This is a genomic window from Pedobacter sp. SYSU D00535 (assembly GCF_017355855.1).
Taxonomy (GTDB): domain Bacteria; phylum Bacteroidota; class Bacteroidia; order Sphingobacteriales; family Sphingobacteriaceae; genus Desertivirga.
Genome location: NZ_JAFEWD010000002.1, coordinates 600,357 through 627,160, shown reverse-complemented (window position 1 = coordinate 627,160; position 26,804 = coordinate 600,357). Strand labels below are relative to the sequence as shown.

Genomic DNA, 26,804 nt, shown 5'->3' with positions numbered 1-26,804 from the left:
TTAATATTTGTTTGTGGTAAGCGAGTGTTTACTGGTAAACAAAAGGAGCAAAAAGGTAATAAAGCCATTGTAAATAATGAGTTCGAAACCAATAGCGTAGCCGAACCAATTCACTGAGTTGCTATCTAAAAGAAAGATCAGCGCTGGAGAGATCACACAAAAAAGAGGCACAAGCTTGTCTGCAACCGCACGTGATGTAAGCATACCAAAAGCAAATAAGCCAAGCAAAGGTCCGTAGGTATATCCCGCTGCCTTAAAAATCGCATTCACAACAGAATCGTTATTGATCAGGCGAAAGCCTAAGATCACCAGCAGCATCAAGAAGGAAAAAGCGATATGCACCAGATGTCTGGTTCGCACCAAGTGGGCAGCGTTCTGATCTTTCTCTTTATCGAAGTTCAGAAAGTCGACACAAAATGAGGTAGTTAAAGCGGTTAATGCCGAGTCTGTGGTTGCAAAGGTGGCGGCGGTTAATCCAAGCATGAAAATTACTGCCGGAACAATGTTCAAGTGATTTAAAGCAATTTCAGGGAACAGATGATCCGGTGTTCTGAAGGAAGCAACGTTGATACCGTGTTCCGCGGCATACATATACAGAAGGGCCCCAACGCTTAGGAAAAACAGATTGATTACAACAAAAATACCCGTAAAGGTGAGCATGTTTTTTTGCGCCTCTCCAATATTCTTACAGCTAAGGTTCTTTTGCATAAGGTCCTGATCCAGTCCTGTCATCGCTATGGTCACAAAAATCCCGCCCAGAAACTGCTTTACAAAGTGCGCTTTGCTGCCGGCAAAGTCATCCCAGAAAAAGATTTTTGAATAAGAACTGTTTTTCACCGCTTCAAAAGTTTCAGCAATGCTGAAGCCAAGACTATCTGAAATAAAATAAATAGAAAGAATTACTGAAGACAGCAGAAAAACCGTTTGAAGTGTATCAGTAATGATAATAGTCTTCAGTCCTCCGCGATACGTGTACAGCCAAATCAGGGCAAGGCAGATCAGGATAGTTACCGCAAAAGGAACACCCCAGGCATCAAAGATAAAGCGCTGCAAAACAATCGCTACCAGATACAGGCGAAAAGCCGAGCCGATCGTTCGGGATATCAGGAAGATCATTGCTCCTGATTTGTAGCTCCAAAAGCCAAGCCGCTTCTCCAGATAGGTGTAGATAGAAACCAGGTTCATGCGGTAGTACAGTGGCAGCAACACGGTAGCAATCAGCACAAAGCCGACCGCGTTACCGAGAACAAACTGAAAATAGCCAAAGCTGCTGTTGCCTACCGCCCCTGGAACAGAAATAAAGGTAACACCAGACAAGGCCGTACCAATCATACCAAAAGCCACCAGGTACCACTTCGAGTTGCGATTCGCTATAAAAAAGGAAGAATTATCGGTTGAATTTCTTGAGGTTATAAACGCCACCCCAATCAACATAATAAAGTATCCGATGATAAATGACAGCAGTACTATTGGCGACATAGATTCGTTTTAGAGTCCTAATATATGGATTACACATATTTAAATGGTATAATCCTAATTTAATACCTTTGCAAAATGAACTTTTCCTCACGTTTACTGGAAAATGCTGTAAATGAATTTTCAAAGCTTCCCGGGGTAGGACAAAAAACGGCTCTTCGGCTGGTGCTGCACCTGCTCAATCAGCCCGCCAACGACGTGGAGCGCTTCAGTGAAGCTTTAACTAAGCTCAAAAGAGACATCCGCTTTTGCCAGGTTTGCAGAAACATTTCAGATACCAGCGTGTGCGAAATTTGTGCTAACAACAAACGAAACAAGGAGCTGGTTTGTGTGGTGGAAGATACCCGTGACGTAATGGCGATCGAAAACACTAATCAGTATAATGGCGTCTACCACGTTCTTGGAGGCCTAATTTCTCCAATGGACGGTATCGGCCCGTCTGATTTGAACATCGAGCCCCTGGTAGAGCGCGTAAAAAACGCTGAAATTTCAGAAGTGATTCTTGCTCTCAACGCCACTATGGAGGGAGACACAACTATTTTCTATGTGTACAAGAAATTAAAAGACCTTCCGGTGAAAATTTCAACCATTGCCCGTGGAATTGCATTCGGAGGAGAAATTGAATATGCCGATGAGATCACACTTGGGCGCTCTATTGCCACACGTGTGCCTTATGAGAATTCGCTTTTGAAATAATTGGAAGCGACTTGTATTCCGCTGATCCACGTCTGGTCCCGCTTTCCACTACAAGTCCGCCCCTGCTCTGAGCCCGGCCCGCTTCGGGCTTTCCGTTACAATCGGGTTTATTCTAGAACGCCAGCACTTTGCTCGCCTATTTTTGGCCGGTAGGTTTTAGATCTAAGTGTAGCTATTTATACAGCATGATATACCAGTCCCAGTCTTTAGGATCACCTAAACCTACACTTGGAGTGTACAGAAACAGACCTACTTTTTTACCGGCAGCAAGGTATTCTGATGTTACTTTTAATTTCTTCACGCTGCTCCAAACCAACTCATAATTGATCGGTTGCTGGGGTTCATAGTGCAATATTTGGAAACGTGAAGGATCCGGTAAAGGTACTGTAGCTTCTTGCTCTGCAAATTCAGAAGCCGAGTTCAGGTTATTCGGAAATTTCAAGGTTCCCTTCCCCATCCAAAACACGCCCCCGTCGAACAATAATTTATCCGAAGGCTTGTAATACATTGCCAGGTTACCGAAATCTCCGGGCGGTTGATACACCACCTTTACAGGAATACTGTCTGAGGAATTATTAGGTGCACTTACATTCTGAACAAGGCCGCCTTCAAACTCCTGGGTTGTGAAATCTATTTGAAGAAGCAGTATTTGATTAGCACCTGAATCTACATCCTCCGGCAGCGCAGTATTTTCAGTGCAGCCAGATAAGGCCAGTAAAAGGCCAGAAAAAAATGCGATGGCTCTCATATTCGTTTTAGGCTAGTTTAATACCCGTACGAAAAAACACTATTGAAACGCTACATTGCTTCCGCTAAAGTGACAACTTTCCCAACTTACCAGCTTTAGCTATTTTCTGTTCTAAGTAGCAAGTACAGGAAAGCCAGAAAGGCAACGCCCGCCGACGCATAAAATATCACAGGAACTCTGCTTATTTCGTCTTGAAAAAATAAGCCCGCGAGAAATGCTCCTAAGCCGATGCCAGCTTCGAGTGCAATGTACATAGTAGCTACGGCCTTGCCCCGATGGTCCGGGTGGCTTAGATCTGCCGTCCAGGCATTGTTGGCGGGTGATAAAAGTCCCGTGGCCAGGCCATAAACAACCGAAGCAGCTAAGAATCCGAATACAGTTTCGGCCATTCCAACCAGGACAAGTGCCACTGTAAGCATCAGCAGAGAAATTTTCAGCACACCTACTCTGCCGTAATTATCAGAAGCTTTTCCTGCAACAAAACGGATGGCTACAGAGGCTATAGTAAAGGTCATAAAGAAAAGGCCTTTGTTGGTGATACCCAGATGCTCGCCCCAGTCCGGGACAACCGTGAGCATTGCCCCATAGCTAAAATAGGAAAGCAAGGTAACCCAGGCTGAAGGAAGAACACGAGTTTCGATCACTTCTGAAGGCGCTATTTTTAGAAGCGATGCACTGAACCGCTGTTTGTTTTTCACGGTCTCTTTCATATTCATTACAATCAAAATAGAAAGTAATGCGAAGATCGAGGAGCTGTAAAAAAGAGCATTGATGGAGTAATTAGCAGTAATCGCACTTCCTATTGCTGGCCCGATCGCCATGCCGGTGCTAAAACAAAGTCCATGGATACCCATAGCTTCCCCCCAGCGGCTGGAAGGTATGATATCAGCAATGTAAGCAGAGGTGGCGGTAGGTTTAAACCCGGTAGAGAATCCATGCAACAAGCGCAGAAAAAGAAAGCCGGAAACGCTGCTTAAAACAGGATATAAAAACCCGCATACGAAGCAGACGATTGATCCAACTGCCATGATAGGAACCCGCCCTACGGTATCGGTCAGTTTACCACTGAAAGGCCTGGAAATACCAGCCGTAATGGTAAACAGGGCAATAATAAGCCCCTTATGTTCTGCTCCGCCCAGACTGCTAATGTAAGCCGGCAGCTCGGGGATGAGCATATTGAAGCTAGCTGAAAACAACAGGGAGCTTAAACAGAGTAGCGCAAATGGTAACGTGTAGATAGATTGGGTAGACATAAAAATTTATCAATCCGCTAAATATTCTCTTCGATAACCCTGCTCGCTTCGGTCTTTCGATTTATCATCTCTCTCCTATGCTTTGCGAGATTGATCATCAGCACGCTAAGTAAAATGATAATGAGCCCAAGCACCTGGAGAAAAGTAATACTTTCGTTGGCAAAGAACACGCCAAGCAACACTGCAACCACAGGGTTGACGTAGGCATAGGTGCTGACCTGTGTCGCCGGCCTTACTTCCAGCAGCCAAACATAAGCGCTATAACCGGCAATAGACCCAAAGACCACCAGGTAGATCAAAGACCACCAGGCCTCAAGTGGCACCGCTGCCCATTCAAAACCAGCGGCCTCATTTCTCAAGAAGCTACAAATAAAGAACGCTACAGCCGCCGACACCATCTGCCAGGCAGAATTCACCCCAGCAGAGCCGGTTGACTTATACTTTGAATAGAGGGAGCCTCCCGCCCAGGAAACCGCACCTACAATAAGCAGGGCCATCCCTCCTATTTCCCGAGCATTACCCGTGGCTGAAAAGGCATCGAAGATATTCTCATAGAAAAGAACGATGACACCTGCAAAACCAACCAGCAGTCCGAAGATGGTAGAACGGCTGTTTAAGTTTTCCTTCCACTTAGGCTTATCCAGCAACACAAACCATAAGGGAGCAGAGGAAACAAGAATAGCAACCAGCGCACTTGGAAGATATTGTTCTACCCAGATCACAGCACCATTCCCTACAAACAGCAACATAAGTCCGCTGATAACGGCGGGTTTTACTTGCGAGCGGTTGAAGATCTTCTCCTTCACCATTGCGCACCAAGCCAGCATTATGAAGCCAGAGGCGGAAAACCTAAGTGCACCGAGCATAAATGGAGGAAATCCATGGATAGCTTTTTGAATAAAAAAATAGGTCGATCCCCAGACGATATAAACCGTGGCAAACGCCAGAATAACCATAAGCGGAGAGGCAGACTTTGTGTTCGTCATGTTAAATCAATAAATAAGTTTCGAGCTTTCCTGTGCGTCTCTATCGATCGAGCCCATCACCAGCAAGTACTGAGCCAGCAGATAAAAGGTGAGGTAAACCAGCACCAGTGCCCTGTTATACTTGATAAACGTACTGTAGCCAATCGCGTAATCAGAAATAACAAAACAAGCCGATGCCGTAAACAGAGCGCCGAAGCTATAAGAATTTCTTTTAATACGAAAGGACGCAAGTATTGGTAACAGCGCCAGTACAAATAAGTGGAGCAGAGCGGCCTGCTCATACTCTCCAAGATATTCTTTGGCAAAAAGAAAATAACTGGCCGCCAAGGATATAAAAATAAAAGCGGAGGCTACGCCAAACTGGTTACGCTGCATCGACTTAAATCGCAGATCTTCCACAAAAGCCCCGAGGTAGAGGAGGTAGCCTAACTGCGTGGAGATAAGAGCGGACATAAACAAGTACCCCCGTCCATTAGAGAATAAGAGCTGAACGTCTCCGCCCATAGCTAGCAGTAAGCCCAGGAGAATTTTGAGATTAAAGCTACCACGAATCTTGCTTTTAATCAGAAAGTAGATCACCAGGGAGCTTCCAATCAATGGCATAGCCACCAACTGCAAAAAAAAGAGATCAGTATAAACGGCATACAGATTCGCAATACCAATAAACAGGTAGCAGATATTGAATACCTGATGTCTTTTCAGCATCATCGCCCTCCTAAAATAATTCCAGTGCTTGTTCGATTTTCGAATAGATAAAACTTAAATCTTCGTCGCTTATACAGTACGGTGGCAAGATGTAAAGGATATTACCCAGGGGCCGCAGAATAATACCGTCGGCAAGAAAATATGCGTAAAGCTGATCTCTCAGCATATTGAAATAAGATGTATCAGCATTGGTTTCCCACTCAAAAGCGATAATGGTACCCGTTTGCCGAATAGACCTCAACTTTTTATTCCCCCTTAACTTCTCAGCGAAGTGGCGATGGCGGTCAGCAATACGCTGAATTGACTGCATAGTTTCGGGGCGTAAAGTGAGATCTAAGCTGGCTAATGCAGCTGCACATGCTATCGGATTGGCAGTAAACGAATGACCATGAAATAGCGTCTTCAGCTTGTCGTCCGAGAGAAACGCCTTGAAAATTTCAACCGTACAGGAAGTAACCCCGAGCGCCATAGTACCGCCAGTTAAACCTTTCGATAAGCAAACGAGATCCGGCTGATTGCTCATATATTCAGAAGCAAACAGCCTTCCCGTGCGGCCGAAGCCTGTCATCACCTCATCCGCGATGGCGAAGATTCTGTTCTCTTTGCAGAAAGCTAAAAGCTCATCCAGGTGGCTTGCCTCATACATCAACATCCCACCAGAGCCCTGCACAAGGGGCTCGTAGATGAAGGCTGAAATCTCCTCAGCGGAAGTAGCTATCTCCTCCTTCAAACGGACAAGATTAGTCTCATCTGGCGTATCAATGTAGATCACATCAAAAAGGAAGCTTTCAAACGGAGCCGTGAAGGCGCTTCTTGCACTAACTGCCATTGCCCCAAAGGTGTCTCCGTGATAAGAGTTCTTGAAAGCCAGCACTTTTTTACGCGCTTCCCCCCTGTTGCTCCAATATTGGAAACACATTTTGAGCGCTACCTCTACTGCAGTAGATCCGTTATCTGAATAAAAAATCTTTGATTGGCCTTTGGGTAAAATTTGAAGAAGACCTTCAGCCAGTTCCACAGCAGGAGGATGGGTAAAGCCGGCAAAGATGGCGTGTTCCAGCGTCTTTAGCTGCGTCGAAACCCGCTCGGCAATGTAAGGATGTGAGTGTCCGTGCAAATTGACCCACCAGGAAGAAACTGCGTCAATGTACTTTTTTCCGCTATCATCTATCAAGTAGGCTCCCTCACCCCGAACTATCGCGATCGGATCAGGCGCCGTTTGCATTTGTGTATAGGGATGCCAAATAATGGCTTTATCTCTCTCTGTTAAGCTTTTTTCTGCCATTTCTCTTTCAATAATTCTACAACTCGCTGATCTGTTGGAAAGGTCACATCTGCCACTTCAAGTTCGTCGATCCTCCTCCATCGAAAAGCTTGCCTTATATCACCTTCTGAGTCGAAGTCAAAAATCACATCCTTAAATTTCAGCTTCAGCTCGTTGACGGGTTTGACGAGATAGTAAACACTGATAATCTGGCTATCGTTGAAAGCCGATTTACAAAAGAAATCAGTAGTATAGAAATGTTCCAGCACCTCAACTTCCACCTCACACTCCTCTACAAACTCTCTTTTCAAGCCTTCTATCAGGCCTTCTCCATATTCCAATCCACCGCCAGGGAATTTACTAAACCTGAATCCGTACTCCTCCTCGTCGCTGATAAGGATCTGATCGTTTTCATTGATCAGCAAACCATAAACTCTGACATTGAATAAATACATTGCAATTGCAGTCGTTACGGGGCAAAAGTGCAAAATTTGGATTTGAAGTTTGTAAGACGAATGTCTTGAAACAAGCTTTTAACCGATTTATTGATAGTGTTTGTGATTCCGTGTAACGTTTTCGACTGTCCAGGTAATATCCTTTAATTGTACTTCATTCCGTACCGGACACTTGGGCATGCGGCAATAGTGGCAGCACTGAGGCAAGCAAGGATCGGTATGAATAAAAAACTCGGTTCGGACTGCGCCTTTTTGATTTATCAGGGTGTCCAGTTCTGAGATTTCGTCGTGCACTTTGTTTAACTCAAAATAATAGGGCAGCGTAACATGGCAGTCGATGTGCAGTTCATGTCCGTAGCTCTGAGTTCTGAGGTTATGAATATCAATCCAGCTCGGGCGGCGGTTCTCATTCAAGATCGCTACAATCTCCTTCACCTTTTCCAGGTCTGATTCATCCATTAAACCACCAACGGATCGACGTACCAACTTATATCCATTGTAGATAATATAGATTCCCATCACTACTGAAAGAATACTATCCAGGTAGTAATTATTGGTAAAGTAGATGATTAGGAGGCCTGCGACGAGACCCGCACTACTGTAGGCATCCGTTTGCAGATGCTTTCCATCCGCGAAAAGCGTAACGGAATTTAACCTTTTGGATTGGTCGATGAGATAATAGCCAAGGCCGAAATTGATTATGCCTGTAGCGGCAATGATAAGGGTACCATCGAACAGATCGTCTACAGGAGCCGGATAAAACAAGTTATAAGCTGACTTAAAAATAATCAGGATGCCGGCGATAAGAATGAGGATACCTTCTACGAACATGGAGAAGAATTCCACTTTTCCATGGCCGTAGGGATGGTTAAGATCTCGCGGCTGGGCAGAGAGATAAATACTGTAAAATGCAAAGGCACTAGCCAGTACATTTACAATACTCTCCGCGGCGTCTGTTAAGATGGCGTTGGATGAGGTGATAAAAAAGGCCACGAATTTGACCAGCATTAGCAGAATGCTGACGAACAGGGCTAATAGAATAATTCTTTTTTGCTCTTTCAAAATGCTTAAAAAGGCTTGCAAAGTTAAAGTACATATTTGAAAGATTTATGTTTAGGAAAGATATTAGCCACAATTTCTACAACAGTGCCAGTGATCAGTGAATAGATAATTTTCCCTATTTTAGCTGCATGCTGAATGAACATCTTGACCCTAGTGCTGAAAGGTTATCCTCCTCGGAGCGTGAGATAGAAAAGGTACTGCGCCCACAGGCCTTTGAAGATTTTACGGGGCAGCATAAGATTCTCGAAAACTTAAGAATATTCGTGCAAGCCGCCAAGCTGAGAGGCGAAGCGCTTGACCATGTATTGCTACATGGCCCTCCAGGTTTAGGAAAAACTACCTTATCTCACATTATTGCCAATGAGATGGGCGTTAACATCAAAATCACTTCGGGACCAGTATTGGATAAACCGGGTGATCTGGCCGGATTGCTCACCAACCTGGAAGAGGGAGATATTCTTTTTATTGATGAAATACATCGTCTGAGTCCGCTGGTGGAGGAGTACCTCTATTCAGCGATGGAAGATTTCAAAATTGATATTATGCTGGAGACGGGACCGAATGCCCGTTCAGTTCAAATCTCCCTAAGTCCCTTTACACTGGTTGGTGCAACTACCCGATCCGGGCTGTTAACTGCTCCTTTGAGAGCCCGTTTTGGAATTAACGCCCGACTTCAGTATTACGACGCTAAATTACTGACTACTATTGTCCTACGGTCTGCATCCATCTTAAAAACGCCGATTTCGGACGAAGGTGCTTATGAGATTGCCAGACGAAGCCGCGGCACTCCCCGTATTGCAAATGCACTACTTCGTCGCACACGCGATTTTGCCCAGATAAAAGGCAATGGAAGTATCGATACAGCTATTGCTCAATACGCCTTAAACGCATTGAACGTCGACGAACATGGGCTGGATGAGATGGATAACCGAATCCTGTCTGCCATCATTGACAAGTTCAAAGGTGGTCCGGTTGGACTGAAAACCATCGCGACAGCTGTTGGTGAAGACGAGGGAACAATTGAAGAAGTGTATGAGCCTTTTTTAATTCAGGAAGGATTTCTAATGCGCACTTCCCGCGGTAGAGAAGTGACAGACCTTGCATACCGGCATTTAGGAAAACTACGCCCGGGAGGCACCCAAACCCTATTCTAGCAGCAAACAAATTCCCTGGCTTCCAACTTTATGCAGTATGGGAATCGTAAAAGAATTTAAAGAGTTCGCTTTAAAAGGGAACCTTGTAGACATCGCTATCGGTTTAATAATAGGCGCAGCTTTTGGCCGGGTGGTTAGCTCCTTAGTTGAGGATGTGTTTATGCCTCCACTTGGTATGATCATCGGGGGCGTCGACTTTTCTGACTTGAAGTGGGTCATGAAGGGTCCCTCTATTGAGGACGGGCGAAAGATAGAAGCGGTAACCCTCAACTATGGAAACTTTATCCAGAATCTGATCGACTTTCTAATTGTCGCTCTGGCAGTTTTTACCGTTGTTAAACTAATGAACCGCTTGAAAAAGAAAGAACAAGAGCAGCCTGCCCACCCTGCCCCTGACGTGCTTACGAAGGAACAGATACTGCTGACAGAAATTAGAGACTCATTAAGGAATCGTCAGCAGTAGTGCAGCTGGAAAGAATGCCGGCTACGATGATCAGCACCACTAGTAGAACTTTTCCTCAATACCCAGCCCGAACAGGGCAAAGTCGTACTTGACGGGATCTAGAGGATCAAAGGTTCGAAGATGTCTGGTAAGCTCGATAGCAGTTTGCCAGTCTACCTGTTTACGCGTAATCAAATTTAGCTTTCTCGCCACTCTCTCCACATGGAGATCGCAAGGGCATATGAGTTGGGCTGGACTAATCCTGTTCCATATTCCGAAGTCTACACCTTTGTTATCCTTCCGTACCATCCATCTTAAAAACATATTCAGGCGCTTACAGGTAGATTTCTGCGAAGGTGAACTAACATGTTTGATGGTACGCCTGGGGAAGTCGGGAAGACTAAAAAAGTAGGCACGAAAATGGTTTAGCACCTGTTCAATTCGCTCCTCTTTTACTTGAAGAGCTGACGTATAACAAACTGAAGAGCTAAGGCTTATTTCCTCCTCAATTAAAGGAACATCTTCGATAAACTCTTCTCTGTAGATCTGTGTTCTCTCGGGTCCAGTCCGGGAAGGAAGAAAAGCATCTTCGAGCGAATCGAATTTATCGAAGTGATGCTTGAAGAAGTGAATAAAGTAAAGCAGGTCGGTGTCATTGAAGGTCCGGTGCTTAAATCCAAGCAGTGCCTTCAGATCTTCCTCCCTGTGATTTTTTACAAATTCGAAGGGAGCATTATCCATCCGCTCAGCCAGTTCTTTGCATTTACTAATAATGGTCTTCCGCTGCCCCCAGGCCAGCACCGCAGCAAAAAAACCCATGATCTCGATATCCTGTTTCAGCTTAAACTGATGTGGGATAACCACCGGGTCATTGGGAATAAAATCAGGTGCATTGTACTGCTCTACTTTGTGATCCAGAAATGCCTTCAAGTTCTCAACCATTTCTCGATCTAGCCTAGTGCCTGAGACAAATCCGCCAGTAAATCTTCAATATCTTCTACCCCTACGCTTAGCCGCAGTAAGTTATCTACTACCCCGACTGCCTCTCGGGCTTCCTTCGGAATGGAAGCGTGGGTCATCGTAACAGGATGGTTGATTAGTGATTCTACCCCTCCCAACGACTCAGCAAGGGTAAAAACGTTAAACCGCGACGCTAACTCAAAAGTCCCCCGCAAATCAGCATCCTTTAAAGTAAAAGATATCATGCCCCCAAAATCCCGCATCTGCTTCTTTGCTATTTCATAGTTCGGGTGATCCTCGAATCCTGGCCAGTAAACCTTGCCGACCTTCGGATGAGCCTTGAGGAAGGCAGCTATCTCGCGGCCATTTTCACAATGTGCTTTCATCCGCAGATGCAAGGTCTTGATACCCCTGAGGACTAAAAAACTGTCCATCGGGCCTGGTGTAGCTCCGCAAGCATTATAGATAAACCACAGCTGCTTATACAATTCTTCATCGTTCAACATCAAAGCCCCCATCACCACGTCCGAGTGTCCACCCAGATATTTTGTCGCTGAATGCATCACGATGTCTGCTCCAAGATCTATCGGATTTTGAAGGTAAGGGGACGCAAAAGTGTTGTCTACCGTTAATAATATATTTTTTGCTTTCGCGATAGCAGCAACGCCTCGAATGTCCACAATCTGCATCGTCGGATTGGTTGGGGTTTCGATCCAGATCAGCCTCGTTTTCTCGTTAATGTACTGACTAATATTTTCTGGTTTCGACAAATCGATAAAATGAAACTTGATTCCATAGTGTGCGAATACCTTGCTGAACATCCGGAAAGAGCCACCGTAAAGATCATTTCCAGTGATTACCTCATCTCCTGCCCGAAGTAATTTCATCACGGCGTCTGTGGCTGCCATTCCGCTGGAGAAAGCTAGTCCATATCGCGCGTTTTCAAGCGCTGCCAGGCAAGCTTCCAAGGCCTTCCTTGTGGGATTGGTACCCCGAGAATACTCGAAACCTTTATGTTCGCCGGGAGACCGTTGCCAATAAGTCGATGTTTGGTAGATTGGTGTCATTACCGCTCCGGTTGTGGGGTCCGGTTCCTGACCGGCATGAATAGCTTTCGTAGCAAATTTCATCTCTCTTCTATTTAGCAACAAAATTATAAATCCTGATCACTTATCATCTGCGCCACTGTTTCTCTCGTATCTCAGTATTGATGTCTTTTGTTGACAGTCCAAAACATTTTAAGTTTTCAAGTATTTATACCTAATTAAATTATGTTTTTAAACCGCTACCTGGAAATAAGAAGCCGGTCTGAGGAAATTTGTCGACCCTTAAAAACGGAAGACTATGTTGTACAGCCAGTTGTAGATGTTAGTCCACCTAAATGGCACCTTGGGCACACTACCTGGTTCTTCGAGACCTTTCTCCTCAAGCCACATCATCCCCATTACAAAGAATTCAACCCGGATTATAATTTCGTTTTCAATAGCTACTACGAAACCGTGGGAGCGCGAGTAATTCGGACTGACAGGGGAAATTTGAGCAGACCAACCGTAGAAGAAGTCTACCAATACAGGAACTACGTAGATGAGGCCATGGTGCTCTTTCTTCAAAGAGAAAACTTTAGTCCACCGCTGATGGAAGTGATCCTTTTAGGCCTAAACCACGAACAGCAGCATCAGGAACTCCTGATGACCGATATAAAGTATATACTAGGCCACAATCCCCTATTTCCCGCTTACAACCAAAACATCCCTGAAGAGGAAAGCGAAGCAAGCCTGCAAGACTGGATCGACATGCCCGAGGGCCTGTATCAGATTGGGCATTCCGGGGATGGATTTTGTTTTGATAATGAATTGGGCAAGCACCACGTGTTTCTTGGTGAGTATATGCTTTCAAACCGGCTAGTTAGTAATCAGGAGTACCTAGAATTTATAGAAGCAGGGGGCTATGAAAACTTCAGGCTATGGCATTCTGAAGGCTGGGATTGGGCAAAATCATCTAAAAGATCTCCGCTCTACTGGCATAAACAAGATGGAGACTGGTACGAGTATGGGCTGCAGGGGCTGAAAAAACTAAACCCCGAAAAACCAGTTTGCCATGTAAACTTTTATGAGGCGCATGCCTTCGCGCTGTGGAAGGGAAAACGTTTACCCACAGAATTTGAGTGGGAGGCGGCTGCTAATAAGTTCGATTGGGGAAAACGCTGGGAATGGACCGAAAGTGCCTACCTGCCATATCCGAAGTTTAAAACAGCGGAAGGTGCCATAGGCGAATACAATGGAAAGTTTATGGTAAATCAAATGGTGCTAAGAGGCGCATCTGAAGCGACGCCAACTGGGCATAGCCGCGCTAGCTATCGCAATTTCTTCCCCCCTCATCTGCAATGGCAGTTTTCCGGAATCAGACTAGCTCAATAATCGGATGAAAACATTGATACAAGAAAAAAATCATCTCTTAGATAATCAGCTCAACAGTTTTAAAGATGATGTGCTGAGAGGACTAGGTAGCAAACCTAAATTTCTGCAGCCAAAATATTTTTATGACGCAAATGGGGACCGAATTTTTCAGGAGATTATGCGAACTCCTGAATATTATCTCACGGACGCTGAACTGGAGATTATCCGGACCCGCTGCACAGATATAGTGGCTTGGTTAACAAAGAAAACGACCGCTATCAACGTAATTGAACTCGGCGCTGGCGACGCCTTGAAATCGGCTGAGCTTTTAAAGTGCCTGCTAAAGGAGTCTGTAACCTTCACTTATGTACCAATAGATATTTCAGAAAATGTGATCACCCTCCTGGAAAAAGAGCTGCCGCAGAAACTGCCGGGACTCCAGCTGAAAGGATTCATAGGAGATTACTTTGAAGCGTTGTCAGAAGCAGCCGAAGTTTCCGGGGGCCAAAAGCTGGTGCTTCTTCTAGGAGCTAACATTGGCAATATGTTTCCCTATGAGGCAGAACTTTTTTTAAAGAAGCTAAGGAGCTTCTTATCTGCAGGTGATCTGGTACTTGTAGGCTTCGACCTGAAGAAAAATCCCTGGACTGTTTTTCGTGCCTACAACGACTGGAAGGGCATCACCAAAGACTTCAACCTCAACTTGCTGAGAAGGATAAATCATGAACTTGATGGTGATTTCAACATCGAACTGTTCGACCACTACGAAAGCTATGATCCTGAAACCGGGGCCTGCAAAAGCTACCTGATAAGCTTAGCGGATCAAATAGTAACAGTTGCAGGTGAAGAGTTCAGATTTGAAGAAAACGAATGCATTTTTATGGAGATCTCGCAGAAGTATTCTTTAGAGGAAATTAATCAGCTGGCGAAAGTAGCCGGATTCCTGCCACTTGCGGAATTACAAGACTCGAAGAAGCAATTTGTCGACGTAATATGGCAGGTCCAATAAACTAAATTCCTTCTACATTTCTATCTAATGCTAATCTCAAACTAAGCAGCGAGAGAATAATGGTAAGCGGTGTAAAAGCCAGCATTTCGAATTCGTTTTCAGAAAGCAGGTTTCCGACTGTGTTCAGCATAAAGAGTACGAACATTGCCCAAAGAAAGAAACGTGTAATATTTCGACTGATGGCAATTCGAAGCAGTCGGGCATGAATTGCTACAATCATGAACATAAAGAGATTTATAGCAATGGATACTACCTCAAAGCGAATCATTTCCGTTCTTGAGTTTAATCTTCCTCCCCAAACGATAGTGTAAGGAATGACTTCAGTAATTACCAGCGTGTGAAACACGAGTACCAGGGAAAAGATAACCAGCATCGCGACGGCGGCTTGCTTCTGTGAAAGTAGTTTTTTCAAGTTCTTCTTTTTTAAATAATCATATTGAATGAGGTGTCGGTATGGTCTTACTTATACTGCAGTTGTAAAATAAACCTGACAGGAGCGGATACCGGCCTCCTGACTTATGCTGGGTAACAGGAAGTGGCTGGGAGCGCAGTAAGAGCGGTTGGCAGGACTGCATTGCGTACAGGGGTAAAAAGACGTTTTCCAAATCAAAAATTCCGAATCCCTAGTGTTCAATTCCCGATGCAGCCTTTTTTTGAAAGCTATAGATAAGATAAAACAGCGCGGGAAGAATCAGAATACTTCCCAGTAACAATGCCAGGCCCAGTGCTTCGATCGTCTTGTCATGTCCCCGATGCTCGAGTAATGAGAGATACTGTCCGTTCTCCAGAACAACTATATTCGGGAAGTGCCTATAGGTTGTGGTAAGAAGAATCATGGTCACCTGAAATCCTGCTAACACCCTTGGAAGCCGCGTTTGTCCTTTATCAATAAGGTACCAAAGAAGAACCAGCGAAATGGTAGCCGCCGCGATTGCAATTACCCCTACAGCATTTCCAAACACCCAGTTGAGCAGAGGAATACCTTCAAAGTAAGCGGCTACAAAAACAATAGCTCCCAAAACAACAGCAGCAATATTCATTATTAGCGCCTTTCGTCTGAAACGGAGTTTATCCAGTTCATTTTCAGTCTCTCCAATGATATAGATTGCCGCTAAGAAACCGCAGATGGCAACCGTGAAGAAACCGACGGAAACTGAGAACCAGCTAAGCCAACTGAATACGTAAGCAGAAAGAAAATCTGTTGCTTGTGGATTGATATGCCCGGAAACAGCGCTCGCTGCAATGATCCCCAGAAATAAAGGTGTAATAAAGCTGGACCAGATGAAGATGCGATTATAGATCGTCTGCATCTCGTCCACCACCGCGTCGTAGTGCCGGAAGGTGAAAGCTGTTCCGCGGGCAATAATACCCAGAAGCATGATAGTTAACGGAATATGCAGATAAACTGACATAGTGGAATAAATTGCCGGGAAACCTACAAAGAGGATTACAATAGCAATGATAAGCCACATGTGATTAGCTTCCCAAATTGGCCCGATAGCCTGATACAAGGTCTTACGAGTTCGTTTCCGATTCCTTTCCGAAGTGAAGAACTCTATAATCCCGGCGCCAAAGTCAGCTCCACCCATTACCAGGTATAATAAGATGGCCGCCCACAGGTAAACAATTACAACGTAAAGCATTTTTCTACCTTTTTAAATGATGTTGTTCTTCCGGAATGTCATACAGTTTATCTACCATCCGGATCTGTCGGTATAGCATAAAGATCACTACCAGGGACAATGAGAGATATACGGCAGTGAAAATATAGAAAGAATAGACAATACCAGGCATAGGCGTCACTGCATCTGCAGTTCTCATGACTCCGTGAATGATCCACGGCTGCCTTCCCACTTCGGTCACAGTCCAGCCTGCCTCTACCGCAATAAAACCCATAGGCGTAGCAATTACAAACAACCAGAGGAGCCACCGCTGGTCGAGCAAATTCTTCTTTTTCCAAAGGGAAAATAAATACAGCACCGCGATGAACATCATTACCATGCCTAGGCCAACCATTATCTGAAAAGCGTAATGGGTAACAGCGACCGGAGGATGGTCTTCTTTAGGAATACGGTCGAGCCCAGTCACTTCCGCGTCGAAATCTCCATGAGCAAGAAAACTCAGAAATCCAGAGAGCTTTATCGCGTAGTCGACCTTTTGATTTTCTTCGTCAGGAATCCCACCCAATATTAAAGGAGCGCTTTTTTCTGTTTTAAAATGCGCTTCCATGGCTGCTAACTTGGCCGGTTGACGCTCGGCAACATCTTTAGCTGAAATATCTCCGCTTAGAGGTTGGATCAGCGCTGCAACCGTCCCGAAAATAGCCGCTATCTTGAAAGACTTCCGATGGAACTCTATATTTTTTCCTTTTAGCATCATTAGGGCATGCACCCCAGCCACTGCAAAGCCAGTAGCTACGAAAGCAGCAATAGACATGTGTAAGGCCTGCGAAAACCAGGCATCGTTAAACATTGCAGCAATCGGATCGATATTCGTGTATTCCCCGTTAATATAATCAAAACCGGCCGGACTGTTCATCCAGGCATTGGCGGCAACCACCAGAATTCCCGACACCAGCCCGCTTATTCCTACAATCACGCCTGTTACCCAATGAAACCAGGGGTTGAAACGCCCCCATCCATATAGAAAAAATCCCAGAGCGATAGCCTCGATAAAGAAGGCAGTGCCCTCGAGGGAGAAAGGCATCCCGAAAATGGGACCGGCATGTTTCATGAATTCGGGCCAGAGAAGCCCCAATTCAAAGGATAATACTGTACCTGACACCGCACCTGTTGCAAAAAATATAGCTACACCCTTACTCCAGGCCTTCGTGATGTTTTTGAATAAAATATTTTTTGTCCGGAGCCAATAAAAATGCGCAACCGCCATAAAAAAGGGCATCACCATTCCAATACAGGCGAAAACAATATGAAACCCGAGGGAAAGAGCCATTTGGGAACGAGCTGCAAAGAGATTATCCATAGCCAGAGCTGCTTTGTGCGTAAAACTTGCATCAAAGATAGGCTCTGGCCGGGACCCGGAAAGCGACAGGCAAATATTTTAGTAATTTAGAATCAGTTTTCCCAATTTCTTCATTGCCTGCCGTGTTCGCTCCCGATCTACATTTGAAAAGTTCAGTCGAAGCGTCTGGAGATCTGGCTGAGTAACGTAAAAGCTATCTCCAGGAACAAAAATGATTTTTTCTTTTAAGGCACGTTCCAGCAATGCCCTTGCTTGTATTTTCTCCGGTAATGAGACCCAGGTAAACATGCCGCCCTTCGGCTTCGTGTAAGAAACGTCCGGCGGAAAAAAGGCTGCTATACTTTCTATCATCACATCTCTCTGAGCCTTGTATGCCGCTCTGATCTTCGCTACGTGATTATCGAAGTTGTAGGTTTTGAGAAATTGGAAAAGAAGATGCTGGGATAAGTTGGCAGAATGAAGATCTGAGGCCTGCTTCATTACTGCGAGCCGGCGGATAATTTCTTCGGAGGCAAGAATCCATCCGACTCTTAAGCCGGGTGAAACGGTTTTCGAGAACGAACCCAATAATATGGTTTGCTGAGGGAGGTATTTATAAATGGGTGGGATAAGTTCTTCGCTGAAACTAATAGCGCCATAAGGGTCGTCCTCTACTAGAATAGAAGAAGTCGCAGACAACACCTTTGCGATCTCCTGCCGTCTTTTATGGCTGTACTGCAAGCCTGTTGGATTTTGAAAGTTAGGAATACAATAAAACAGTTTTGGCTGTGTTTGTACAAGTATTTTGCTCAATTCCACGGGATCTACACCTTCTTCCTCGAGCGTTATTTCCTCAAATACCGGCTGAAACATGGAAAAGCACTGCAAAGCTCCCAGATAGGTGGGTCGTTCCATTAATACCCGGTCTCCAGGATCAATAAACAACTTGCCGACAAGGTCCAGGCCTTGCTGCGAACCGTTGGTCAGCAATATTTGTGATGGTGAAACTTCTAAACCATACAGGCCTTTATATCGTTCGGCAATAAATTCCCGTAGCGGTAAAAATCCTTCTGTTGCTGCATATTGAAGTGTTTTCGTACCCTGTTTCTCGAATACTTGTTGAACACACTTCTGCAATTCGATTAAAGGAAAATAAGCGGGATTAGGAAGGCCGCCTGCGAAAGAAATAATTTCGGGGTCTGAGGCTACTTTTAAAATTTCACGCACAAACGAAGTCGGTACATTTTGAGAGCGCTTACTGTAATAACTTAAAGGTTCAATTTTCATGATTTTATGATTTGGTTAAAAAAAAAGCCCCCCGTTTTTGACGGAGGGCTTGTGACTGTCATTCGAATAGCAATATCAAATCATTCCGTCAAGACTGTAATGCCTGCGACCACTGCCACAATCGCCACTGCGTAAATGAATTGATACATTGTTTTCATATTGCTTTAAATAAAAAAAGCCCGACCAAGACTGGACGGGCTTTTACTGTATTTTTCCATATACTATTTCCCGTCAATCTGCCAAGGTGCGACTGCGACTGAAATAATATATGCTGCTTTTTTATTCATTAATTTCAAATATAGCATTTGAAATCTAAAAACAAGGAGGTAGTGGAAAATTTTAAGTCGCGAAATATAATGTAATCACGTAATGAAGAGAGTCTGGCATCAACCTTGCTTAATAATTGATAATTAAATATTTATAGTTTAAAATCTACTTTTATGGACAGTATAGCCATCCTTCGGGCGCTGGGAGAAGAAACAATAAAAATCGAATCCCTTTTCTTAGAGTTAAAAATCGAAAAAGCATTAAAAGGGGTAGATTTTTGCAGGCAAGCCCCACTTACAGAAGCTGAAAACTTATGGCAACTCGCCAATGCCGAATACTATTCATTTCTCGACTTTTTGCAGCGTGAGAAAGGGGTTGCGGCTTAGGAAGTTTGGCAATCCTTTCCCAGTTTTACAGTGATAGGAAGCCATTTCTGGTTCCCGCTTTCGATTTCCGAGCTTCCCCGTTATTTTTCCTTAACTGTATCTTTTGCAACAATCGTTCGTAGAAGTAGCAACTCAACTGACCGCGTTATGGATCTTCATGCAATCATATATGTTAGTTCAGCTACTACTATTGTACCCTTTGAGGAGTTTCAGGAGTCTGTAGACCTAAGCCGTGCTCAATTTCGGGAGCAAGGAATCACTGGCATTCTTATTTTTGCCGCGGGCAATATTCTCGTGATGCTTGAGGGTGACAGGGATCTCATCACTGCCGCCTACAGAAAGGGAATGGAAAGGCCGCATCACAATTTCATCAAGTTATATGACAAGCCCTTGAAGACCCGTTTCTTTGAGGACCATCCGCTCGCTGTCAAGGTTATCAACACCGACGAGTGGAAACCAGCCGATGACTTTCAAAGTGAAGAGCAGAAAGAGTATCTAGAAGAGTGCCTCAACTCCGACCATTCAACTATGAAAATTCTGAAGGACTTCATAAAAAACAATACATAATCTATAAAGGGTTATACACGACAAACTTCCGTCCTACTATGGGGTACAAGCGCAGATTCGAATTCATGCACCTAACCCTTCCCCTACAGGCTTTCTATTTCCGTCAGGTTTATTTTTCTTCGCTGGTATAAGAAACACCCTTCTGCGTCTCTCCCAAGTCGCTTTCGGGGTTAGTTAACAAGCGTTTTCACCCCTATCCAAAACAAATAGATAATTACGTGGTTGTTGTATCAAAAAAAACGCTATTAATTACTTACATTTTAATTCTACCCAAAGCTTCTAAGGAGATTCACTATGAGAGACCATTTACCCGCGAACAAAACACATATGTTCAAACTACTTGAAGGCAAGAAAAAGACCTCTCGGCGGCTCATTAAGCCAGCAATTATTTTTTCGCTTTTAGCCTTTTCAACTCAATCTATTGCTCAAACGTCACTTACCGACACTACTACTCAACGGTTCTCAGCGCGCAACTTCCGTACTTGGACAGTGGGCGTTAATGCAGGAGTCATGTCGCAACACACGCTATTATGGGCCAACAACAACAACGATTACACTACCCCAACCCTTGATTTCGGCTATAGTGCCTATGTCAGGAAACAAATCATCCCCTCGTTGGGAATCCGGGCAGATTTTATGTTTGGAAAACTACGTGGATTCCGAGCTCAATCTCCGGCAATGGGGAATGAGACTCCCTACGATATCCAGTTCGGTACCTCCTACTCCACCCGCATCAAATGGTCTGGCGCTCTGGCAGTCGACTACAGTTTTGCAAATTTCAAAATGTGGGATGAATTTGGGTTATTTCGCCCTTATGTAACAGCCGGGGTTGGAAAAATGGTTTATGATCCAACAAACGTTAATTCAGGAAACACTACGGAGCGGATTCTCGATTCTTATTTCTTACCAACGGGCCTTGGCCTTCGTTTTGGGATAGCTCGAGGAATTAACGTTGATTTAGGTTACAAGATCAACTTCATGAAAACCGACCGTCTTGATGGCTACGATATTGGTAAGACCTACGACAGCTTCTCCTACAGTCATTTGGGACTTGAGTTTGCAATTGGTAACCGCAACAAATATCAACTGGCCGCTTACAATCCACAGAGCTCAAAATATGACGATTCAGAATTGCGCAGAAGAATTGCAATTCTGGACAGTATGCAACGCGAAGACCGCGCAAGATACAATCGGGAACTTGGGGATGAAGACGATGATGGTGTAGCGAATAAATTCGATAAGTGTCCTCTTACACCAGCTGGTGTAAGAGTTGATGGAGCCGGATGTCCATTGCCTGAATTTGCACAAAAAGTATTAAACGATGCTTACAACAATTTGGAGTTCGACTTTGCGAAAGCAACCATTCGCTCTAGTTCCTATCCAACACTTGATAAGCTGGCAACCTTGTTAAAAGAAAACAATTGGAGTTTGAAGCTTTCTGGTCATACAGACAATGTAGGATCAGAGCGCTACAACTTTGGATTATCGAAAGACCGGGCTGAAGCAGTAAAAGCTTATTTAGTAAGTAAAGGCGCGAATCCTTCAAGAATCGAAGCTACGGGATACGGAGAGTTGCAGCCAATCGCAAGCAACGAAACAGATCCTGGACGTCAGAGAAATCGAAGAGTAGAATTTGCCCTCTACTAAAAAGGATTAAACAAATAATATGAAGCCGTTCTGAAAATTTCAGAGCGGCTTTTTTGTATAGTTTCTAACAAACTTCATGGGGCAATCCTCCCGGCAAGGAAACCAGCACGCTTTGCATTGGAGCATGTTCAGGAGTTCTTCGACTTAAACAAAAAGGCGATAAAGGCGACAATAAATACGAGCATTACAAGCATTAACAATATCATAACTGCAATACTTAAGGTTATATCAAAAGGAGTGAATCGTTCCACCATCCTCAAAATATCTTTAGCAAGCTCTTTCATTGCGCTTAATTTTTCAACCAATCTAAAAAATAAACTCCTTTAAAAGAAACTAGCCATACTTCAGCTGATAGGCGTTGTCGACAATCTGCTCCAAATTATCCAGGTTAAAAGGTTTAGAGATAAACAAATCCGCCCCTGCCCTCGCCGCCAAACTTTCAATATCATTATTCGCAGTCGAGTAAATCACTGGAATATTCCCATGTTGCGGATGACTCTTTATAGTTTGGGTGGCAATAATTCCCCCGGTAGAAGGAATCCAGTTATCCATAATGATGACGCAGGGTTTGGCTTCTTCAACCTGTTCAATAATCCTATCCACGTGTGTTGTTGTAACCACTTCCCATCCGTTTTCCGATAAAAGAAAATCAATGATCTCCAGGATGTCCTTATCATCATCACAAACCAAAATCTTTTTCATAAGTGTTGTTTCTTAGTAGACCGCACAGCTGCTGCAGGGATTAATGTATCCCAAACCTGAAATGTAAACCGGGAGTAAAAAACTTCACTTGTATTTCCAGGAGGCAACGGCAGAGGTTGTACGTGTAAACGCCTTCCTGGTTTCAGGATAATTTGTTTTGAACACCAACTTCCGACAGGGAAATCATATTAATAAAAACTTTTCGAGCACCTAAGTCTTCTTTTTTAAGAACACAATCTAATAAACTCATTTAGCTAGTGATTATGGAAAATAATAACAGAAACAACAGTTTTACCAAAATGGCGGGGTTGGTGTTAGTGACTGCTCTATTCTCTGCAGCTCTCGCCGTGGGCGGGTACAGATATTTTGATGCGAAGAATAATCAGCAGCTACTACCCGAAGATGACTATAAGGTAAGTTTCGCCAACTATGCCGAAAAAGTTGCGTCAGCCGGGGTTGCGCCTGAATTTGTGGATGCATCCGCCCGGGTAATTCCCGCGGTGGTACACATTAAAACAACCTATACAGGGACATCGTCACAACGTAGTCCACTCGAAGAACTTTTCGGAATTCCTGGTGGAGGAGGTAACAGCGCTCCTGCGAGAGCGTCCGGCTCAGGGGTAATCATTTCTTCCGACGGTTATATTGTGACTAACAATCACGTAGTTGAGAACGCATCTGAAATTACCGTTGATTTACCGGACAGGAGATCCTTTAAAGGAAGGCTCGTGGGCCGTGACCCCAGCACGGACCTTGCACTAGTGAAAATCGAAGGTACTAATCTCCCTATCGTCGAGCTTGGAAATTCTGACCAGGTCCAAATTGGTGAATGGGTGCTCGCAGTTGGTTATCCTTTATCTCTAAACTCAACCGTTACTGCTGGAATCATCAGTGCAAAAGGACGTAGTATCGGCATTCTTGACCAGGCTACACCCGGAAATGCGGCTGCAGAGGGGGCTAGTACAGCAATTGAGTCTTTCATCCAAACGGATGCTGCTATCAATCCTGGAAACAGTGGAGGTGCCCTTGTAAATGCAACCGGACAGCTTGTTGGTATCAACGCAGCTATTGCTTCACAGACAGGCAGCTATGCTGGTTATGGTTTTGCTATCCCGATAAATTTAGCCCGGAAAGTAGTAAACGATCTGAAAGCATATGGCGAGGTGAGAAGAGGCTATCTTGGGGTGAGTTTTCCGGCGCCGTCAGCAGAAGACGAGTTGCTGCGTCAGCAAGGAATTAATCCCGGAGCAATTAGAGGAGTCTATATTACAGGAGTTCAGCCCGGAAGTGCTGCTGCTGCCGCCGGTTTAAAAGCCGGAGATGTGATACAAAGTATAAATGGCAATCAAGTTACATCTTCCGCGGAATTTTCGGAACGTGTAGCGCGCCACCGACCAGGAGATCGTATTGAGCTTTCATATCTCCGGAACGGACGCACGGTGAACACGAACGCGACGCTAAAAGGACCTCAGGCTACCTCTCCTACAGTGGCAGGAACAAGGGCCGATAATCTTCATGAAAGACTAGGTGCCAGCTTTGGGCCGCTTCCTGCATCAGTAAAACAGTATTTTAGGCTGAATGCAGGACTAATGATAACAGGGGTTGAAAGGGGCGGTTTCTTTGAAAGATCAGGCATTCCTAGAAACACTATTATAACCCGGGTGAATGGAGTAGCAGTAAATTCAACAGACGATCTGGATAAAGCCCTGGCTAATTCAAGAAACGGGGTAGCAAGAATTGAGGGAATTACTCCCGACGGGATGCGTTTTGTTTTCAATTTTCCCCTAGGAGCGTAACTTTAAAGAAATAAATTTTACTTACAGTAGAGAGCTAAATATTTTTTTAAATAATTCTAACTATTTGTTTTTCACTACGTAAGTGAACGCAATCAGAAACATACACACACTTCTATATAGAGGTTTTTTGTTTTTGATTGTGTAATTTTTTAAGGGAGTAATGTAAAGGTTACTCCCTTTTTTATGAGCCTTATTTTACCCTGTCGAAACTTTCTGCAATTAAGCCTTCATATCTACCAGTTTCGAGAATCAGTTGGTCGGCTTTCACCTTAAAACTCAAGGTGATTTTGTTATCCGGATCTTCAACAGAAGTTATTTCTAGTTTATTCTTTGCTACTATCCGAAATTTCCCCATCGCCTTCCACCCTGCTGTTCCGGATTTTCGCAAGTAATCCCCGAATGACGTAAGCTCTATGCTATCTTTAGTAATTGATTCGGCCCAATAGAAAGGTGCTCCCCAGTGATCGTTCTGGCATACTTCAGCCAGTGCCCATTTGCCTGTAACTCCAGATCCTGATTCAAGTTCTTTTTCGCAGGAATTGATTACTAAAGACCCGAGCACCAGCATTAAGAAATAGACGTTTTTCATCACCTTTTTCTTACCCGTACGTATCTTAACTTTCTGTTGAAACACCACGCTCTATTTTTTTTTATCCGAAACCTAACATCCCTGCTGATCGTGGCGGAATAATTTTTTATAAAATAATTAAACTTTGGTCCCGTTATTAATTCCTAACTAAACCTTTTTGAACATTGGGTATCAAAAAGGCTAATCAAACCTTTTCGGATCATATAGATCGAAAACATTTTAGTAAAAAATAGAAGCTTAATAATTAGGGTATGATGAAGAATGTTAAGATGCTGAAAGCAAAACTCCCGAAGAAAAAACACTTTTATTATGTTATTCTGGCTGCTGTGAGCTATGGAATTGGCAGCTACTTTTCTCCTGTTCCAACTGCTACAGCTACAGAAGTAGTTAGTACGACCGAGGAAGAGTTTTCAGAAAAGGCGCTACTGCAATTTATGAATGAATTAGGGGTAAAATATCCCGAAACTGTTCTTGCGCAGGCTCGACTTGAGACTGGAAATTTTACTTCGCCCATTTTTAAGGAGAATCATAACCTTTTTGGAATGAAAGTGGCCAAAAAGAGACCGACTACAGCAATTGGCGTTAATAGAAATCACGCTCAATACAAAAACTGGAAAGATTCTGTGATCGACTATGCCCTATTTCAGAGTTATGCCATATCTAAGCTACCTCAAGATACGCATAAGGATTACCGGGACTATATTCAAAAATTCTATTCTGAAACATCTGACTACCTGGTTAGAATCGACAGGGCTATCTCATTTGACAAGGATAAAATTGCGCTGATGTATTAGCTTAATTACAGGAGGTAAATTTTGTAATTAGCTGTAACGCTTCGGTGGGTGTTCACGTCATATATATAAACACGCAAAAGTTATGATTGACCTGAAACGACTTAGCATAATTATTTACATTCTTTGCCTCCTGGTTTCATTTTTTGATCTGTAAACGATTTTAATAGTAGGAACCGGGACATCCTCCAATCGTATAAAAAGGAGTATTGGGAGATTTTGACGAGGAAGGCCTGTTTTCTAGCTAAACTAAAACTTAGAACACCGTTTACAGCTAAAGCAAACCTGGGAAGACCAGCAATAAAATATCTTCTGCTGTTACTACCTATTATTGCAACTAGCGCTTCTTTTAGTAGGAGTCAGAAGATCACCGACAGAACTAAAATCTATACACAAGAATATCCGGGCAATCCACTCTACCAGAGAATTGACAATAGTTACATTATTCCCATCGCAGTTAAGATAGCCTATACTGCCCTTAACTTCGGATTTTGTAGTAAAAACCAGTCCGACAGCTGCTATCATTTGCATGAAAGCCCCTTTAGAAATTAGAGCCCGAAGGCCTCAAATAAATCCCTGCTTCAGTTAGGGCGTCGAGGAGCCGCTTACTTTGGGTAGCCACCTGCTCCGAATAGCCGGCCTGCTGCTCCTCAGGAAGCAGGCCGACATTACTTTCTACCAAACTTAGGATCCCTTGTGCTGCCCCACCAAGCATGAAAAACGCAGCTCGAAGATCGCTGAGCATGTGCGGTTTGCAGTAGGTTACACAGCCGGGAAGAATGAGTAAAACCTCAACAATGATCAGAACCGAAGCCAGAGGAATTTTGATCGCATCTACAAGTGCTTGTCTTTGTATCTCCTGTTTATTACCGTTTTTTTTCGAAATTGACGGGTACCGATAGGCATTGAACGCGGCAAGGTCTTCCTCAGCCGTTTTGCTAAGCCTTTTCTGTATTTTCCGAAGAATTGCAATTTCTTCAGAAAGATGTTTGCGTGGCTCAGTTTCTGACGTTGTTTTTCTCGAAACCTCCAACGACATCCGCACTAAAGCTACGGCCAAGCAGGCTGAAGTAATAACAAGGCTGCCACCGGTGATATCAGGTCTGTTTTTAGTAGTGATATCAGTCAGCTCTTTTAGGCTTAAACTCCAGATGTCTGGTGTGTCTTTCAATGCGAGTGATATTAACAATCGTCACCTTGCAAAG

At 44.1% G+C, this 26,804-nt stretch carries 28 protein-coding genes; 11 read left to right on the top strand and 17 right to left on the bottom strand.

What is annotated here, in order from left to right; genetic code table 11:
- Positions 1-1,479, bottom strand: coding sequence for a sodium:solute symporter (locus tag J4N23_RS07385; RefSeq protein WP_207426379.1), 1,479 nt, complete (start codon positions 1,477-1,479; stop codon positions 1-3).
- A 75-nt stretch (positions 1,480-1,554) separates the two neighbouring features.
- On the opposite strand from J4N23_RS07385, the gene recR reads away from it, so the two are divergent.
- On the top strand, positions 1,555-2,172 hold the full coding sequence (recR, locus tag J4N23_RS07380; RefSeq protein ID WP_207426378.1) for a recombination mediator RecR: 618 nt from the start codon (positions 1,555-1,557) through the stop codon (positions 2,170-2,172).
- A 172-nt stretch (positions 2,173-2,344) separates the two neighbouring features.
- Here the strand turns inward: recR and J4N23_RS07375 are convergent, their stop codons facing one another.
- From J4N23_RS07375 to J4N23_RS07345, 7 genes are all read right to left on the bottom strand, one after another.
- Positions 2,345-2,920, bottom strand: a complete 576-nt coding sequence (locus J4N23_RS07375; protein ID WP_207426377.1) for a hypothetical protein — start codon at positions 2,918-2,920, stop codon at positions 2,345-2,347.
- A 95-nt stretch (positions 2,921-3,015) separates the two neighbouring features.
- Positions 3,016-4,173, bottom strand: a complete 1,158-nt coding sequence (locus J4N23_RS07370) for an MFS transporter (RefSeq protein WP_207426376.1) — start codon at positions 4,171-4,173, stop codon at positions 3,016-3,018.
- Between the two features lie 17 nt (positions 4,174-4,190).
- Positions 4,191-5,159: an EamA family transporter gene (locus J4N23_RS07365; protein WP_207426375.1), complete on the bottom strand. Its 969-nt coding sequence runs from the start codon at positions 5,157-5,159 to the stop codon at positions 4,191-4,193.
- A gap of 6 nt (positions 5,160-5,165) precedes the next feature.
- Positions 5,166-5,867, bottom strand: a complete 702-nt coding sequence (locus J4N23_RS07360) for a lysoplasmalogenase family protein (protein WP_207426374.1) — start codon at positions 5,865-5,867, stop codon at positions 5,166-5,168.
- Between the two features lie 7 nt (positions 5,868-5,874).
- Complete coding sequence (gene bioA, locus J4N23_RS07355; RefSeq protein WP_207426373.1) at positions 5,875-7,149, bottom strand: adenosylmethionine--8-amino-7-oxononanoate transaminase; 1,275 nt, start codon at positions 7,147-7,149, stop codon at positions 5,875-5,877.
- On the bottom strand, positions 7,131-7,583 hold the full coding sequence (locus tag J4N23_RS07350) for an NUDIX domain-containing protein (RefSeq protein ID WP_207426372.1): 453 nt from the start codon (positions 7,581-7,583) through the stop codon (positions 7,131-7,133). The genes bioA and J4N23_RS07350 overlap by 19 nt, the downstream gene beginning before the upstream one ends.
- Positions 7,584-7,670: 87 nt before the next feature.
- The gene (locus J4N23_RS07345; protein ID WP_207426371.1) at positions 7,671-8,645 is read right to left on the bottom strand and encodes a cation diffusion facilitator family transporter; all 975 of its coding nucleotides are present in this window, start codon (positions 8,643-8,645) and stop codon (positions 7,671-7,673) included.
- Positions 8,646-8,776: 131 nt separating this feature from the next.
- Here J4N23_RS07345 and ruvB point away from each other — a divergent pair, with 131 nt between their 5' ends.
- Together ruvB and mscL are read left to right on the top strand one after the other, a co-directional pair.
- Positions 8,777-9,799, top strand: coding sequence for a Holliday junction branch migration DNA helicase RuvB (ruvB, locus tag J4N23_RS07340; protein WP_207426441.1), 1,023 nt, complete (start codon positions 8,777-8,779; stop codon positions 9,797-9,799).
- Between the two features lie 37 nt (positions 9,800-9,836).
- Positions 9,837-10,262, top strand: a complete 426-nt coding sequence (gene mscL / locus J4N23_RS07335; protein WP_207426370.1) for a large-conductance mechanosensitive channel protein MscL — start codon at positions 9,837-9,839, stop codon at positions 10,260-10,262.
- Positions 10,263-10,301: 39 nt separating this feature from the next.
- On the opposite strand, the gene J4N23_RS07330 is transcribed toward mscL, so the two are convergent.
- Both J4N23_RS07330 and J4N23_RS07325 read right to left on the bottom strand, forming a co-directional pair.
- Complete coding sequence (locus J4N23_RS07330) at positions 10,302-11,183, bottom strand: TIGR02757 family protein (RefSeq protein ID WP_207426369.1); 882 nt, start codon at positions 11,181-11,183, stop codon at positions 10,302-10,304.
- An 8-nt stretch (positions 11,184-11,191) separates the two neighbouring features.
- Positions 11,192-12,331 carry a cystathionine gamma-synthase gene (locus J4N23_RS07325; RefSeq protein ID WP_207426368.1) on the bottom strand — a complete coding sequence of 380 codons (1,140 nt, stop codon included), beginning with the start codon at positions 12,329-12,331 and terminating at the stop codon, positions 11,192-11,194.
- Between the two features lie 141 nt (positions 12,332-12,472).
- Between J4N23_RS07325 and egtB the strand changes: the two genes are divergently transcribed.
- Both egtB and J4N23_RS07315 read left to right on the top strand, forming a co-directional pair.
- Entirely contained in the window at positions 12,473-13,618 is a 1,146-nt protein-coding gene (egtB, locus tag J4N23_RS07320) for an ergothioneine biosynthesis protein EgtB (RefSeq protein ID WP_207426367.1), read from the top strand.
- A 4-nt stretch (positions 13,619-13,622) separates the two neighbouring features.
- Positions 13,623-14,606 carry an L-histidine N(alpha)-methyltransferase gene (locus tag J4N23_RS07315; RefSeq protein ID WP_207426366.1) on the top strand — a complete coding sequence of 328 codons (984 nt, stop codon included), beginning with the start codon at positions 13,623-13,625 and terminating at the stop codon, positions 14,604-14,606.
- Position 14,607: 1 nt separating this feature from the next.
- Here J4N23_RS07315 and J4N23_RS07310 read toward each other — a convergent pair whose 3' ends face one another.
- From J4N23_RS07310 to J4N23_RS07300, 3 genes are all read right to left on the bottom strand, one after another.
- A complete protein-coding gene (locus J4N23_RS07310; protein ID WP_207426365.1) occupies positions 14,608-15,018 on the bottom strand; it encodes a hypothetical protein in 411 nt (136 codons plus the stop codon).
- Between the two features lie 211 nt (positions 15,019-15,229).
- Positions 15,230-16,249: a cytochrome d ubiquinol oxidase subunit II gene (locus J4N23_RS07305; RefSeq protein ID WP_207426364.1), complete on the bottom strand. Its 1,020-nt coding sequence runs from the start codon at positions 16,247-16,249 to the stop codon at positions 15,230-15,232.
- Positions 16,250-16,253: 4 nt separating this feature from the next.
- Positions 16,254-17,588, bottom strand: a complete 1,335-nt coding sequence (locus J4N23_RS07300) for a cytochrome ubiquinol oxidase subunit I (RefSeq protein ID WP_207426363.1) — start codon at positions 17,586-17,588, stop codon at positions 16,254-16,256.
- Here J4N23_RS07300 and J4N23_RS21225 point away from each other — a divergent pair.
- Complete coding sequence (locus tag J4N23_RS21225) at positions 17,557-17,670, top strand: hypothetical protein (RefSeq protein WP_370527242.1); 114 nt, start codon at positions 17,557-17,559, stop codon at positions 17,668-17,670. The genes J4N23_RS07300 and J4N23_RS21225 overlap by 32 nt on opposite strands.
- Here J4N23_RS21225 and J4N23_RS07295 read toward each other — a convergent pair.
- A complete protein-coding gene (locus J4N23_RS07295; protein ID WP_207426362.1) occupies positions 17,667-18,854 on the bottom strand; it encodes a PLP-dependent aminotransferase family protein in 1,188 nt (395 codons plus the stop codon). The genes J4N23_RS21225 and J4N23_RS07295 overlap by 4 nt on opposite strands.
- A gap of 440 nt (positions 18,855-19,294) precedes the next feature.
- Between J4N23_RS07295 and J4N23_RS07290 the strand changes: the two genes are divergently transcribed.
- The 3 genes from J4N23_RS07290 (at position 19,295) to J4N23_RS07280 (ending at position 21,721) form a co-directional block, all read left to right on the top strand.
- On the top strand, positions 19,295-19,507 hold the full coding sequence (locus tag J4N23_RS07290) for a hypothetical protein (RefSeq protein WP_207426361.1): 213 nt from the start codon (positions 19,295-19,297) through the stop codon (positions 19,505-19,507).
- 147 nt (positions 19,508-19,654) lie between these two features.
- Positions 19,655-20,074 carry a BLUF domain-containing protein gene (locus tag J4N23_RS07285; RefSeq protein ID WP_207426360.1) on the top strand — a complete coding sequence of 140 codons (420 nt, stop codon included), beginning with the start codon at positions 19,655-19,657 and terminating at the stop codon, positions 20,072-20,074.
- Positions 20,075-20,368: 294 nt separating this feature from the next.
- Complete coding sequence (locus tag J4N23_RS07280; protein WP_242689145.1) at positions 20,369-21,721, top strand: OmpA family protein; 1,353 nt, start codon at positions 20,369-20,371, stop codon at positions 21,719-21,721.
- 333 nt (positions 21,722-22,054) lie between these two features.
- Here J4N23_RS07280 and J4N23_RS07275 read toward each other — a convergent pair whose 3' ends face one another.
- Positions 22,055-22,423, bottom strand: coding sequence for a response regulator (locus J4N23_RS07275; RefSeq protein ID WP_207426359.1), 369 nt, complete (start codon positions 22,421-22,423; stop codon positions 22,055-22,057).
- 263 nt (positions 22,424-22,686) lie between these two features.
- On the opposite strand from J4N23_RS07275, the gene J4N23_RS07270 reads away from it, so the two are divergent.
- The gene (locus J4N23_RS07270) at positions 22,687-24,219 is read left to right on the top strand and encodes a trypsin-like peptidase domain-containing protein (RefSeq protein WP_242689144.1); all 1,533 of its coding nucleotides are present in this window, start codon (positions 22,687-22,689) and stop codon (positions 24,217-24,219) included.
- A 190-nt stretch (positions 24,220-24,409) separates the two neighbouring features.
- Here J4N23_RS07270 and J4N23_RS07265 read toward each other — a convergent pair whose 3' ends face one another.
- Positions 24,410-24,808, bottom strand: a complete 399-nt coding sequence (locus J4N23_RS07265; RefSeq protein ID WP_207426358.1) for a hypothetical protein — start codon at positions 24,806-24,808, stop codon at positions 24,410-24,412.
- 251 nt (positions 24,809-25,059) lie between these two features.
- On the opposite strand from J4N23_RS07265, the gene J4N23_RS07260 reads away from it, so the two are divergent.
- On the top strand, positions 25,060-25,602 hold the full coding sequence (locus J4N23_RS07260; RefSeq protein WP_207426357.1) for a glucosaminidase domain-containing protein: 543 nt from the start codon (positions 25,060-25,062) through the stop codon (positions 25,600-25,602).
- A gap of 538 nt (positions 25,603-26,140) precedes the next feature.
- On the opposite strand, the gene J4N23_RS07255 is transcribed toward J4N23_RS07260, so the two are convergent.
- Positions 26,141-26,788 (bottom strand): cyclodeaminase/cyclohydrolase family protein, encoded by a 648-nt coding sequence (locus tag J4N23_RS07255; RefSeq protein WP_207426356.1) that lies wholly within the window; start codon positions 26,786-26,788, stop codon positions 26,141-26,143.
- Positions 26,789-26,804 lie beyond the last annotated feature (16 nt).